This is a genomic window from Sphingomonas sp. UYEF23, from assembly GCF_040546165.1.
Classification (GTDB): Bacteria; Pseudomonadota; Alphaproteobacteria; order Sphingomonadales; family Sphingomonadaceae; genus Sphingomonas; species Sphingomonas glacialis.
On the sequence record NZ_JBEPNG010000010.1, the window covers coordinates 117,135 to 130,025 of the forward strand.

11 protein-coding genes are annotated in these 12,891 nt (G+C 66.8%); 6 read left to right on the forward strand and 5 right to left on the reverse strand.

The features are described 5' to 3' along the window. Positions 1 to 36: 36 nt before the first annotated feature. A complete protein-coding gene (locus ABIB28_RS16365) occupies positions 37 to 3,234 on the reverse strand; it encodes a glycoside hydrolase family 2 TIM barrel-domain containing protein (RefSeq protein WP_354289149.1) in 3,198 nt (1,065 codons plus the stop codon). Between the two features lie 234 nt (positions 3,235 to 3,468). On the opposite strand from ABIB28_RS16365, the gene ABIB28_RS16370 reads away from it, so the two are divergent. Next, positions 3,469 to 3,690: a winged helix-turn-helix domain-containing protein gene (locus ABIB28_RS16370; protein ID WP_354289161.1), complete on the forward strand. Its 222-nt coding sequence runs from the start codon at positions 3,469 to 3,471 to the stop codon at positions 3,688 to 3,690. A 36-nt stretch (positions 3,691 to 3,726) separates the two neighbouring features. Then, positions 3,727 to 3,852: a hypothetical protein gene (locus ABIB28_RS16375; RefSeq protein WP_354289150.1), complete on the forward strand. Its 126-nt coding sequence runs from the start codon at positions 3,727 to 3,729 to the stop codon at positions 3,850 to 3,852. Positions 3,853 to 4,509: 657 nt separating this feature from the next. Here the strand turns inward: ABIB28_RS16375 and ABIB28_RS16380 are convergent. The 3 genes from ABIB28_RS16380 to ABIB28_RS16390 all read right to left on the reverse strand — a co-directional run bounded on the left by ABIB28_RS16380 (position 4,510) and on the right by ABIB28_RS16390 (position 8,523). Beyond that, entirely contained in the window at positions 4,510 to 5,616 is a 1,107-nt protein-coding gene (locus tag ABIB28_RS16380) for an ATP phosphoribosyltransferase regulatory subunit (protein ID WP_354289152.1), read from the reverse strand. 59 nt (positions 5,617 to 5,675) lie between these two features. Further along, on the reverse strand, positions 5,676 to 7,253 hold the full coding sequence (serA, locus tag ABIB28_RS16385) for a phosphoglycerate dehydrogenase (RefSeq protein ID WP_354289154.1): 1,578 nt from the start codon (positions 7,251 to 7,253) through the stop codon (positions 5,676 to 5,678). A gap of 136 nt (positions 7,254 to 7,389) precedes the next feature. Then, positions 7,390 to 8,523 (reverse strand): phosphoserine transaminase, encoded by a 1,134-nt coding sequence (locus ABIB28_RS16390; RefSeq protein WP_354289155.1) that lies wholly within the window; start codon positions 8,521 to 8,523, stop codon positions 7,390 to 7,392. Positions 8,524 to 8,669: 146 nt separating this feature from the next. On the opposite strand from ABIB28_RS16390, the gene ABIB28_RS16395 reads away from it, so the two are divergent. Both ABIB28_RS16395 and ABIB28_RS16400 read left to right on the forward strand, forming a co-directional pair. Next, complete coding sequence (locus ABIB28_RS16395; RefSeq protein WP_354289156.1) at positions 8,670 to 9,335, forward strand: extensin family protein; 666 nt, start codon at positions 8,670 to 8,672, stop codon at positions 9,333 to 9,335. Positions 9,336 to 9,372: 37 nt separating this feature from the next. After that, positions 9,373 to 10,311: an LOG family protein gene (locus ABIB28_RS16400; RefSeq protein WP_133186285.1), complete on the forward strand. Its 939-nt coding sequence runs from the start codon at positions 9,373 to 9,375 to the stop codon at positions 10,309 to 10,311. Positions 10,312 to 10,358: 47 nt separating this feature from the next. Here ABIB28_RS16400 and ABIB28_RS16405 read toward each other — a convergent pair whose 3' ends face one another. After that, positions 10,359 to 11,075, reverse strand: coding sequence for a c-type cytochrome (locus ABIB28_RS16405; protein ID WP_354289157.1), 717 nt, complete (start codon positions 11,073 to 11,075; stop codon positions 10,359 to 10,361). 134 nt (positions 11,076 to 11,209) lie between these two features. Here ABIB28_RS16405 and ABIB28_RS16410 point away from each other — a divergent pair, with 134 nt between their 5' ends. Further along, positions 11,210 to 12,100, forward strand: coding sequence for a prephenate dehydratase (locus ABIB28_RS16410; protein WP_354289159.1), 891 nt, complete (start codon positions 11,210 to 11,212; stop codon positions 12,098 to 12,100). 138 nt (positions 12,101 to 12,238) lie between these two features. Next, positions 12,239 to 12,547 (forward strand): hypothetical protein, encoded by a 309-nt coding sequence (locus ABIB28_RS16415; protein WP_354289160.1) that lies wholly within the window; start codon positions 12,239 to 12,241, stop codon positions 12,545 to 12,547. The last annotated feature ends 344 nt before the right edge of the window (positions 12,548 to 12,891 follow it).

Here is a 12,891-nt window from a genome sequence, read left to right on the forward strand (position 1 = left end):
GCGTGCCGGCGAGCGGGCGCGAGGGCGCGCGCGCGGTCACTGGATCACCTCCGACACGCCCGTCGCCGACGCGGGCCGGGCGAGCGTCGGGGTGGTGCCCGCGCCGTTGAACGGGGTCAGCCGGAAGCCGAAGCTGCGCGGCGCGAGCGCGATCCGGTAGCGCGGGAGCGCTCGCCCGGTCTGGTCCCATTGCGTATCGCCGCCGATCCCGGACTGGACTGCATCGATCATCAACGAAACCGCGTCATGCGGAACGATGTCCGAGCTGCGGCGCGTGCCCGGCGCGCGGTGCGACAGATCGTCGTACGGGAAGGCGAGCGCGTTCATCGACAGCGGCACGTCGCCCTGGACGCGCAGGCCGCCGGCGGCGTGATCCGACAGCTCCATCCAGCGCACATCGACCTTGTTGCCGGTTTCCTGCGGCCGCATGTAATCGTGGTTCTGCTCGACGATTGCTCCGCGCCACAGGCCGATCGGCGCGCTGGTCTTGCGGTCCGCATAGCTTTCATGCGGGCCGCGGCCATACCATTCGAGCGTGTCGAAGCTGGCGGGCATGGCATAGGCCAGGCCGATCCGCAGCGGATCGGGCAAATCGGTGCGCAGCGGGGTGAAGCTGCCCTCGACCGCCACGCTGCCGTCGCCCGCCATCGCGTAACGCGTGACGAAACGCGCGACGTCCTGGCCGATGCGGTAGCGGATCGTGACGTCGGCGCTGCCCCGCGTCGCATGCTGCTCGACTGCCTCGACGGTGCGATCGCTCGAGGCTGCCTTCCAGACGGCATGGGTGCGCTCGACGCCGACGCCGACGTCATTGTCGGTCAAGGCGCGGTAGAAATCGGGCGTGCCGCCGCGCAGCAGCGTGCGTCCGTTGGCGGCATAGCGGACGAGCAGCCCGGTCTTGCGATCGAGCACGAGTTCGGCCCCGGCGGCGCGCAGCGTGATCGTGGTGCCCGCCTGCGAGACGTCGACCTTGCCCGTGGGGGCGGGCTTGGCGTCCTCCACTGCGTTGCCGAGGGGGAACTGTTCCCAGCCGATCACCTGGCCCGCGGCGATCCCCGGGGTGCCGGCATCTTTGCTGCGGGCGACGACATTCAGCAGATATTCGGCGCCAGGCTTTCGCGCGATCGCGGGCAGCGCGAGCGTCGTCGTCTCGTGGCCGTGCGCCGCAGTCGCGAGCGCGGGTATCGTCCCGCGCGCGACGACGACGCCGTCCTCGAGCATTTGCCAGCCGAGATCGAGCCCGGCGAGGCTCTCGAAATCATAATGGTTGGCGACGTGCAGTGCGCCGCTGGCGGGGTCGAAGCCTTCAAACTGGATCGGCGCATAGACCTTGGTCAGCTCGAACAGCTGCGGGTTGGGCGTGCGGTCGGACTGGATCAAACCGTCGCCGAATTCCAATTCGCCGCCGGGGTTGGGGCCATATTCGCCGCCCATCCCCCAATAGCGCTTCCCGTCCTTGGTCTTGCGATACATCGACTGGTCAACCCAATCCCAGATGAAGCCGCCTTGGAGCTTGTCGGGATGCGCATAGATCGCGTCCCAATATTCCTTCAGGTCGCCGCCCGAATTGCCCATCATATGCGCATATTCGCACAGGATCAGCGGCTGGCGGAAAGACCAGTTGGTCGCGTAATCGACGAGCTTGGCGGCGGTGTCGTACATCGGCGCATAGATGTCGGCGAAGTCGTTGGGGTGGTGCTCGAGGCGCCCGTCCCACGTGCCCCAGCCGAGATAGCTGACGAGGCGCGACGGATCGCGCTGCTTCGCGGCGGCCGCGGCGGCAGCGAAGTTCGGGCCGATCCCGGCCTCGTTGCCGAGCGACCAGAAGATGATCGAGGGGTGGTTCTTGTCGCGCTCGATCATGTTGGTGACGCGCGCGACGTGCGCGGCCTTCCACGCGGGGTCGAAACCGAGCTGATACGCTCCGCGCTGCTCGGGATGCTTGTTGGCGAAGTCCATATAGGCGTGGCTCTCGATATCGGCCTCGTCCATGACATAGAGGCCATAGCGGTCGGCGATCTCGTAGAGCCGCGGGTCGTTGGGGTAATGCGAAGTGCGGATCGCGTTGATGTTGGCGCGCTTCATCAGCTGGATGTCGCGCTCCATCGATTCGAGCGAGATGACGTGGAAGGTCTCGGGATCATGCTCGTGGCGGTTGACGCCGCGGATCGTGATCGGCTGGCCGTTGACGGTGACGAGCCCGTTCTGGATCGCTACGCTGCGAAAGCCGATCCGGCTATAGGTCGACTGCACGATCGCGCCTTTCGCGTCGTAGAGCTCGACCAGCAGCATGTAGAGATTGGGCGTCTCGGCGGTCCAGGGTTTGACGTCTGGGATCGTCGTCGCGATCGAGACGGAGCGTTCGGCCTGACCTGCGGCGATCGCGGTCGACTTTTCCGTGACCACACGCTCGCCATCGAGCAGCACGATCCGCGCGCTGATCGCTGCCTTGGCGGGCGTGACCGCGAGATCGACCGCGAGCTTGCCGTCGCGGTAGCGCTCGTCGAGCCCGGCATGGACGAAGAAATCGCGGATCCGGGTCTTGGGCGCCGCCATCAGAAACACTTCGCGCTCGATGCCCGAAACGCGCCAGAAATCCTGATCCTCGAGATAGCTGCCGTCTGACCAGCGATAGACCTGGATCGCGATCGTGTTGTGGCCGGGTTTCAGGTAGCGGCTGACATCGAATTCGGACGGCAACTTGCTGTCCTCGGAATAGCCGACCTTGGCGCCGTTGACCCAGACGTAATAGGCCGAGCCCGCCGCACCGATATGCAGGATCACGTCGCTGCCCGACCAGCCCGCCGGGATCTCGACATCGCGACGGTATGATCCGACCGGGTTGGTCGCGTGCGGGATCAGCGGGCGGTTGGCGGGGAAGGGGTAGGTGATGTTGTTGTAGCGCGCCTGGTCGAAGCCTTCGGCCTGCCAGTCGGCGGGGACCTTGATCGTCTTCCACTGCGAGACGTCGTAGTCGGGCTTCTCGAACCCCGCCGGCAGCTGGTCGGCATTGGGCGACAGCGCGAACGCCCATTGTCCGCTCAGCAGCAGGAAGCGATCGGACTTGGTGCGGTGCCCGGCGATCGCCTTGGCGCGGCTCTCGAACGGGAAGCCCGTCGCACGCGGCGGTTCCTTCCCGATGGCGAAGACGGCAGGATTTTCCCAATCCGGGCGATCGGGCGAAACTTGCGGCTGGATCGGCGCGACCGGCGCGCCTTGCGCTGCCGCCACCATGGGCGTGAGACACGCGACACCGCTGAGGAATAGGGGGAATGCCGACCGCACGATGCGCCTCTCCGTTGACGTAGCGCTCAGCGCTCTTCGATGTTAGCAGTAATGCTACAACTGCAAAATTAGTCTGACAAGAAGCCAACGCTCCGGTGTATTGGGGGCGGTGGGAGGGAAATGGCGATGGCCCGAAATTCCGCATCGTTGACCAATGGGCTGTTCGCCAAGCTTTAAGAACGGATCCGTACGGGCGCACTGCCGCCGGGCTCGCGTTTCCCGACACAGCTTGAAATCTCAGCGGCGGAGAATGTCAGCCGGACGGTGGTACGCGAGGCGGTCGCGCGGCTGTCGGCGCAGGGGCTGACGACGTCGCGCCAGGGATCGGGCGTGTTCGTCGCCGCAACCGCGCAATACCGCGCGTTCCAAGTGACGCGCGACCGTGCTCACGCCGCCAAGGTCTAGGGCGAGCATGAGGCGATCCTCGCCGCGATCGTACGGATGGACTCGACGCGCGCGCGCGAGGCGGCGCGGCATCACATGCAGGAAAGCCTCAGCCGCCACTCGCAGCTGAGCGAGACGACCAGCCTGCGCCCAAAAGGGGAGGGAAGCCGCGCGAGCGATTGACGAGCGCATTTAGGTTGTCCTACAAATAGCGCGATCCCGACGTCAAACTCCGGAGCAGCCGGGTCGGTGAACGGCCGGAATGCCTAGGTGATGCCGATCGGGCCTTCGACCATCCCGTGCCGCGAAACGCCTCCAGCTTTGACCGCCACCGCAGCCACGATTACCGATGCCGCGCGCCGCGCCGCGCCACGCCGGATCGTATCGCTGAATGCTCTGCGGGCTACTGTTTGCCGCCACCGCGATCAACTCTGTCGACCGCCAGATGATCAGCGTGCCCACGCCGTTGCTGCAGGCCGATCTCGGCCCCGACGACCGCATGTTCCATCACATGGGGCAGGAGAGGCGCTGCGGCATCTCGTGCTGGCGAACGATGCGGCGGTGATCTCGCCGCCGCTGAGGTTGAACGCACGGTTGAAACGCGCGCCTCCCTCGAGTTCGACGCCGCGCGTGCGCAGTTTGCCGAGCTTGGCGAGGCGGAATGTGGGTTTTTCCGCCGGCAAGCGTCTCGATGCGCGGCACTTGAAATTTGTCGACGTCGTCCTGGGGTATCAAGCCGTCAGGCGAGACGCCAACCTGTAGCACAGCGTTCGATGCTCGCGTCACCAGTGGGCGCACGACTGGACGAGCAGGCGGCATAACGCAGCTTGCGCGCGTGTCCTAAAGCGCGCGCGGCTCGTCCTCGGCCAGCACATGCGTGCACAGCTGCGCCTCGGGTGTGTCACCGGCCTCGAGCGCGGCGACGGTGACCCAGCCTGCCGCGCGCATCGCTGCCGCCACTGCCGGGTCGGTCCCCAGCGGCACGAACAGCCGGCGCCGGTCGACCTCGGCGAGCCCCGCCGCGACGATCGCGTCGGCATAGAGCGAGAAGCCGACCGCCGTCTCTTCCGCGCCATTCTCGTGGACGATCGTATACGTGCCGCCGCGGCCGATCTCGCCGAGCACGCCACCAGCGAAGATCGAGAATCCGAGCCAGCTCTGATATTCGAAGCCGTGGCGCTCGGTCGGGTCGAGCGTGAGCGCGACGCGGCCCTTGAGCCCCTCGGCGATCTGCCACAGCCCGTCGAGTCGCGAGGTCAGCGCGCCGCCCGCATCGAACGCGCACAGCCGGTCGTGCGCCGATTCGAACGGGCCAGCGGCCTCGATCAGCGGGAGATAGGCGGGCGCCAGCGCGGCCACAGCACCAGCGTCCTTGGCGTCGAGCCGATCGCGCAGGGTATCGATCTGGCCGGGTTCGACCGGGAAGGGGCCGCGCGCCAGCACGTCGATCAGGTCGGGCAGCGTGAAGTCGATCGAGACGTTGGATACGCCCGCCGCGGCGAGCGCGGCAACCGCGACCTCGACGATCTCGCGCGCGGCAACGATCGTGTCGAGGCCAATCAACTCGCAGCCGATCTGGCGCATTTCGCGCTCGGGTGAGAGTTGCGAGGCGCGCAGCTTGAGCACCGGGCCGGCATAGGACAGGCGGACGGGACGGGGATGGTGGCCCATCCGCGTCGCGGCGATGCGGCCGATCTGCGCGGTCATGTCGGGACGGATCGCGAGCGTCGCCTGCGAAACGGGGTCGACGAAGCGCACCGCATCCTGCGCGCGTGCGGCCTTGAGGCGACCGGCGAGCCCGGCCTCGAACTCGGCGAGCGCGGGGTCGGCGCGTTCGTAGCCGTAAGCATGTGCTGCGCCGAGCAGCGCTTGCTCGAGCCGCGCGGCGGCGTCGGCGAAGGGCGGGAGCCGGTCGTGGAAGCCGGTCGGGAGGAGGGAAGATGTCATGCGCGCGCCTTGCCCGAAGCGCGATTGCAGCGAAAGCCGCAATCGCGCTTCGGAGAGGATCAGAACGCCAAGCCCATCGCGGTCTTCACGCCCGCCAGCGCGCGGACCTGCGCGAGCAGATCGGGCGTCAGCGCTTCGTCGATCGACAGGAGCAACACCGCCTCGCCACCGGCCGAACGGCGACCCAAGTGGAAGGTGCCGATGTTGACCCCGCCCGTGCCGAGCAAGGTGCCCAGGCGCCCGATAAAGCCGGGCGCATCCTCGTTGACGACGTAGAGCATGTGCCCGGCGAGATCGGCTTCGACCTTGATGCCGAACAGTTCGACCAGGCGCGGCGCGGCGTCCCCGAACAGCGTGCCCGCGACCGACCGCTCGCCCGCATCGGTCTTGACCGAGACGCGCAGCAGCGTGTGGTAATCGCCTTCGCGCTCGGTGCGGACTTCGCGCACTTCCATGCCGCGCTCCTTGGCGAGGAGCGGTGCGTTGACCATGTTGACGGTGTCGGTCTGGGTGCGCAGGAACCCGGCGAGCACCGCCGACACCATCGGCTTCTGGTTGAGCTCGGCTGCCGCACCCTCGCTGTGGATCGAGATGCGACCGATCGAGCCGGTCGTGAGCTGGCCGACGAGCGAGCCGAGCTTCTCGGCGAGCGCCATGTACGGCTTCAGGCGCGGTGCTTCCTCGGCGGACAGCGACGGCACGTTGAGCGCGTTGGTGATGCCGCCCGACATCAGATAATCCGACATCTGCTCGGCGACCTGGATCGCAACGTTGACCTGCGCTTCGTCGGTCGAGGCACCGAGATGCGGCGTCGAGACGAAGTTGGGCGTGCCGAACAGCGGGTTGCTCTTGGCCGGCTCCTCGACGAACACATCGAGCGCCGCGCCGCCGATGTGCCCTGAATCGAGCCCGGCCTTGAGCGCCGCCTCGTCGATCAGACCGCCGCGCGCGCAGTTGATGATACGAACGCCCTGCTTCGTCTTGGCGAGATTCTCGGCCGACAGGATGTTGCGCGTCTGGTCGGTGAGCGGCGTGTGGAGCGTGATGAAGTCGGCGCGCGCGAGCAGCTCGTCGAGCTCGACCTTCTCGACGCCGAGTTCGACGGCGCGCTCGGGCGAGAGGAACGGATCGTAGGCGAGGACCTTCATCCGCAGGCCGAGCGCGCGATCGGCGACGATGCCGCCGATGTTGCCCGCGCCGATCAAGCCGAGCGTCTTGGCGGTGAGCTCGACACCCATGAAGCGGTTCTTCTCCCACTTGCCGGCCTGGGTCGACGCGTCGGCCTCGGGCAGCTGACGCGCGAGCGCGAACATCAGCGCGATGGCGTGCTCGGCGGTGGTGATCGAATTGCCGAACGGGGTGTTCATCACGACGACGCCCTGCGCCGATGCGGCGGGGATGTCGACATTGTCGACGCCGATGCCGGCGCGGCCGATGACCTTCAAATTGGTCGCCGCGGCGAGGATCGCCTTGGTCACCTTGGTCGAGCTGCGGATGGCGAGGCCGTCATATTGGCCGATGATCGCGATGACTTCCTCGGGGGTCTTGCCAGTGATCTCGTCGACCTCGACGCCGCGTTCGCGGAAGATCTGGGCGGCTTTGGGGTCCATTTTGTCGGAAATGAGGACTTTTGGCATGGAATATACTCCGTCGCCCCGGCGTAGGCCGGGGCCGCTATAGGGGATGTGCTGCGGTCAGTTGCGCAGCGGCCCCGGCCTCCGGGCCCCATCAAAGTATCACTTTGATGGGAGCCCTCCGCCGGGGCGACGTCAATCAGGCGGCCTTGGCAGTCGCGTAGGCCCAATCGAGCCACGGGCCGAGCGCGACCACATCGGCGGTGTCGACCGTCGCGCCGCACCAGATGCGCAGGCCCGGCGGCGCGTCGCGATAGCCGGCGACGTCATAGGCGGCGCCCTGCTTCTCGAGCAGGCCGGCGAAGGTCTTGATGAACGCCTCGTCTGCGCCCTCGACCGTCAGGCACACGCTGGTCTTCGAGCGCGTCGCTTCGTCGGCCGCCAAATGACCGAGCCACGCGCGCTCCGCCACGATCTGGTCGAGTGCTGCGGCATTGGCGTCCGAGCGGGCGATCAGCCCGTCCGCGCCGCCGATCGACTTCGCCCATTCGAGTGCTGCGATGCAATCCTCGACCGCGAGCATCGATGGCGTATTGATCGTCTCGCCCTTGAACACGCCTTCGGTGAGCTTGCCCTTCGAGACGAGGCGGAACACCTTCGGCAGTGGCCAGGCGGGGGTGTAGCTCTCGAGCCGCTCGACTGCGCGCGGGCCGAGGATCAGCACGCCGTGCGCGCCTTCGCCGCCGAGCACCTTCTGCCACGAGAAGGTCGCGACATCGATCTTCGCCCAGTCGATGTCGTAAGCGAACACCGCGCTGGTCGCGTCGGCGAAGGACAGGCCCTCGCGGGTCTCGGGGATCCAGTCGGCGTTGGGTACGCGCACGCCCGAAGTGGTGCCGTTCCAAGTGAACAAAACGTCGTTCGACCAATCGACCGCGTCCAGATCGGGCAGCTGGCCATAATCGGCGCGCACGACGGTGGGATCGATCTTCAGCTGCTTGACCGCGTCGGTGACCCAGCCTTCGCCGAAGCTTTCCCAGGCAAGTGCGGTGACGGGCTTGGCACCCAGCATCGTCCACATCGCCATTTCATAGGCACCCGTGTCGGAGCCGGGGACAATCCCGATGCGGTGCGTGTCGGGGAGCTTGAGCAGTTCGCGCATCAAATCGATGCAGAGCTGGAGGCGCGTCTTGCCGATCTTCGAACGGTGCGAGCGGCCGAGCGATTCTGTCGCTAGGTTTTCGGGGGACCAGCCGGGCGGTTTCGCACACGGGCCGGATGAGAAGTAGGGACGCGCCGGTTTGATCGCCGGGACGGCAGGTAAGTCAGTCATGTAGTCTCTCCTTACAGAGAGCACGCGCGGCGTTGGGACCGCGTGGCCCGTCGCCGGTCCTAGAGCCCGCGCAGCGCGCGTCAAGCGATGAGTCGTTCGTCGCAAGGTTGTGGCGGCGTTAACCACCACGTTGGTATCGAGTCGCCATGTCGCGCCGCTTTCTCACCGTCCTCGTGTCGCTGCTGCTCGCCGCCTGTTCGAGCGGACACGACCAGCGCCCGCCGACTCGCCCGCGCGGGAGCCGGCCGATCACGCTCAGCCTGCCGACGAGTCGCGAGACGCAAGCGTGCTTCGCCGATCTGTCGCGCGAGGATGTGCGCTATTCGCCCTTGCCCGATCGCGATTATGGCGGTGGGTGCCAGATCGTCGGGGCGGTGCAATTGATCGACATCGGCGTACCCGTCACCAATCTCAAGGCGATGCGCTGCGGCCTCGCGCGCAGTTTTACCGGCTGGATCGAACATGCCGTCGCGCCCGCCGCGCGGCAGATGCTCGGCAGCGACGTGGTCCGCGTCGAAAGCATGGGGACATATGCGTGTCGCGCGGTGATCGGATCGGCGGCGGGGGCGGGGCGGTTGTCGGGCCACGCGCTTGCCAATGCGGTCGATGTGTCCGCGGTCGTGCTGAGGAACGGGCGGCGAATCACGGTCCAGCAGGACTGGAACGGCGGCGATCCCAATGCGCGGGCGTTCCTGCGCGCGATCCACGATTCGGCGTGCCGCCGCTTCGGCACGGTGCTCAGCCCGGACTACAATGCGGCGCACGCCAACCACTTCCATTTCGAGGACGATCACAAGGCGTTCTGCCGCTAGGCTTCAAATTCGCGCGCGCGGCGCTTAGATGCGGTGGATGACAGAGACACCGAAATCGGGAACGCCCGACGCCACGCACCCTGACAGCCACAGCCCCGACACGCATACGCATGTCCCAGCCCGCGTCTTTGCGCGTGCACGCCAGGACGCCGAGAATGCCAAGGCCGCCGTCAGCACCCCGCAGACCGAGAACCCGGCCTATCGCCTCGCCTTCCAGGACATGGACTTCCTGCTGCGCGAGGATCTGCGCCCGGTCCGCTTCCAGCTCGAGTTGCTAAAGCCGCAGCTGATCCTCGACGAGGCCAAGATCGGCTCGACCTTCGTGATGTACGGATCGGCGCGGATCCCCGAACCGTCCAAGGCGCAGGCGCTGCTCGATCTCGCGCGCAGTGCGGTCGATCGCAACGAAGCGTCGATCCGCATTGCCGAGAGCTTGGTCGAGAAGTCGAAATATTATGATGTCGCCTATGAACTCGCGCAGCTCGTCAGCGCCTTCCCGGTCGACGAGGAAGGCAAGCGCCAGTTCGTCGTCTGCTCGGGCGGCGGGCCGTCGATCATGGAAGCGGCTAACCGCGGTGCGGCCGAGGCGGGGTACGAATCGGTCGGGCTCAACATCGTGCTGCCGCACGAGCAAGCGCCGAACCCCTATGTGACGCCCGCGCTGTCGATGCAGTTCCACTATTTCGCGCTGCGCAAGATGCACTTCCTGCTCCACGCGCGCGCGCTGGCGGCGTTCCCGGGCGGGTTCGGGACATTCGACGAGCTGTTCGAGCTGCTGACGCTGATCCAGACGGGCAAGATCGCGCCGATCCCGGTGCTGCTCTACGGTCGCAAATTCTGGGAGCGCGTCGTCAATTTCGAGGCGCTGGTCGAGGAAGGCGTCGTCTCGGCGAAGGATCTGAGCATCTTCACCTTCGTCGAAACCGCCGAGGAAGGCTGGGCGGTGGTGAAGGACTTCTACCGCGACAAGGACTGAGCCCTTCTTCACCCCTCCCCTGAAGGGGAGGGGCTTTTCTTATCAGGTTACTTGGCGACCGGCGCCGCGGTCTCGCGGCCGAGCGGCGAGGAGGAGACCTTCCCGGCCGCGGCGGGCGCGGTCTCGTTGCCGAGGCCGGTCGCGCTCGGCGAGGCCTTGCCGCCCGGATCGGCCGCGCCAGCCGCTGGCGGCGCCTTGGCGTCGGTTGCGGTCGGCGCACCGGCCGCGGGTGCTGGCAGCGGCAGGTTCGACCCCTGCGTGTTGAGATAGAGGATCACGTCGGCGCGATCCTTGGCGTCGGTCAGACCGGCAAAGGTCATCTTGGTGCCCGCGGCATAGGCGCGCGGGCTGGTCAGCCACTTGTTGAGCTGATCGAAATCCCACTTCTTGCCGGCGCCCGCGGTCTTGAGCGCGTCGGAGAAGGCGTAGCCCGCCTTGCCTTGCGCGATCGCCTCGCCGACGGTGCCCCACAGGTTCGGGCCGATGCCGTTGGCGCCGCCCTGCGCGACGGTGTGGCAGGCGCCGCACTTCTTGAACACGTCGGCGCCGTGCGTCGCGTCGGCGGTGGCGAGCAGATCGGCGATCGGCTTGTCGGGCGCGGCGGGGCCGCCGCCACCAGCGTCGTCGGCCGGTGCCTCGATCGGATAGCCTTCTTTCTCAGACGTGATCGGCGCGACAATCATGTGGCCGGCAATACCGAGCGCGAGCGCAGCCGCCATGCTGCCCAAAATCCAGCCCGCAATCGTGTTGGTCCGGTTATCCATGCTCGTTTTTCCGCCTCTGCCGCAGGAGGGTCCCCCTGAAGGACCACGTAGTTGGTTTGACCCATAGATTCGCGCGGGGCGCACCGCAAGCCAAGCTTGCCGCACGGATGCAAGGCGGTTACCGCCCGGCTCCCATGGAAAATTTCGCCGAACCCGCCCGCGCGCTCGTCGCCCAGATGACCCAGGCCGCCGCCGCCGCGCCCGACCGCGCGGTCGCCTTTCAGGGCGCGCCCGGCGCCAATTCGCACATCGCCGCATTGGAGGCGTTCCCCGACGGGCTGCCCCTGCCGTGCTTCGACTTCGCCGACGCGATCGACGCGGTGCGTGACGGGCGGGCGGATTGTGCGATCATCCCGATCGAGAATTCGCTCCACGGGCGCGTCGCCGACATCCATTTCCTGCTCCCCGAATCGGGGCTGGTGATCACCGGCGAGCATTTCCTCGGCATTCGCTATGCGCTGATGGGGCAGGGGCCGCTCTCGGGTGTGCGCGAGGCGATGAGCCATCCGCAAGCGCTCGGCCAATGCCGCCACTGGCTGCGCGAGCGCGGCATCGCGCCGGTCGCCTATCCCGACACCGCGGGTGCTGCGGCGGTGGTGGCCGAGCGTGGCGACCCGGCGCTCGCGGCGCTCGCCCCGCCGGGTGCGGCGGCGCTGTACGGGCTCGAGACGCTCGCCAGCGACATTGCCGACGCCGATCACAACACGACGCGCTTCGTCGTGCTGGCGCGCGCTGGGCATCCGCCGATCGGCGAGGGCGCGTGGATGACGACGCTGATCTTCGAGGTGAAGAACGTTCCCGCTGCGCTCTACAAGGCGATGGGCGGCTTTGCGACCAACGGCGTCAACATGACCAAGCTCGAAAGCTATCAGCGCGGCGGGAGCTTTGCCGCGACCGAATTCTACGCCGATGTCGAGGGGCGGCCGGGCGAGCCTGGGCTCGATCGGGCGCTTGAGGAACTGGGGTTCCATTCGAAATGGGTGCGCGTGCTGGGGACGTATCGGCGCGCGCGGGCGCGGGGGTGAGGCGCGGCGTCGCAGCGGACGCGATTGCTGCGGACGTTGGTTGCAGCCCCTCGGCAAAAGCCGCATTCTCGCCGTGCTGGACAGCATCGGGAGGGCGGCATGATCGCATTAAGGGTATTTCTGGTTGCGGCTTGGATCGTGCTAATTACCTACACGGGGGTCGTTGTCGCGAGGCACGGTCTCGGTTTCCTGCCGGTTTTTTTCGATGACATCGCCTCAGGCCATTGGCCGGGGCAGTTTAACCTCGACTTTTCGTGCTTGCTCTTGCTCGCGGCGCTGTGGACGGCGTGGCGGAACAGCTTTTCGGGCGTCGGGATGGTACTCGCGATCATCGCGTTTGTCGGGGGCGCTGGATTTTTGCTGCCCTATCTGGCGGTGCTGACAATCACGACACGCGGTAACATGGCAAGCGTTTTGCTCGGGCCGGCGCGGGCGAGCCAAGTCTAGGTTCTGGGGCGGCGACCGCTCACCCGCAAGATCCAGTCCTGACTCGGTCCATTCACCGGACGGCGGAACCGTAGCACCGATCCAGATGCCGGCGGTGCTTGACTCGATTGACCCCAAGACCTGATCTTTACTGTGGCGATCGTTTCGTTTCTTGCACGAATGCAGTTAAGCAGGTCAGACGATTTCAAAGAGCAGCGTAGTACATATCATGAACGCGGCGTGTAGGACAGCGCAATGTCCGCTCTCGCCGGTGGGTTCAACGGGTGGTCGCAACGCATCATTCTCATGATGAGAAGGAGTGGTGCGATGAAGCAGCGTCGTCGGATATATTACTCGGCCGCTCA

Coding starts and splice junctions, on each gene's coding strand:
- ABIB28_RS16365 (WP_354289149.1), bottom strand. CDS start 3,234: ATGGTGGCGGCAGCGCAAGGCGCGCCGGTCGCGCCGATCCAGCCGCAA.
- ABIB28_RS16375 (WP_354289150.1), top strand. CDS start 3,727: ATGGACTCGACGCGCGCGCGCGAGGCGGCGCGGCATCACATGCAGGAA.
- ABIB28_RS16380 (WP_354289152.1), bottom strand. CDS start 5,616: ATGACATCTTCCCTCCTCCCGACCGGCTTCCACGACCGGCTCCCGCCC.
- serA (WP_354289154.1), bottom strand. CDS start 7,253: ATGCCAAAAGTCCTCATTTCCGACAAAATGGACCCCAAAGCCGCCCAG.
- ABIB28_RS16390 (WP_354289155.1), bottom strand. CDS start 8,523: ATGACTGACTTACCTGCCGTCCCGGCGATCAAACCGGCGCGTCCCTAC.
- ABIB28_RS16395 (WP_354289156.1), top strand. CDS start 8,670: ATGTCGCGCCGCTTTCTCACCGTCCTCGTGTCGCTGCTGCTCGCCGCC.
- ABIB28_RS16400 (WP_133186285.1), top strand. CDS start 9,373: ATGACAGAGACACCGAAATCGGGAACGCCCGACGCCACGCACCCTGAC.
- ABIB28_RS16405 (WP_354289157.1), bottom strand. CDS start 11,075: ATGGATAACCGGACCAACACGATTGCGGGCTGGATTTTGGGCAGCATG.
- ABIB28_RS16410 (WP_354289159.1), top strand. CDS start 11,210: ATGGAAAATTTCGCCGAACCCGCCCGCGCGCTCGTCGCCCAGATGACC.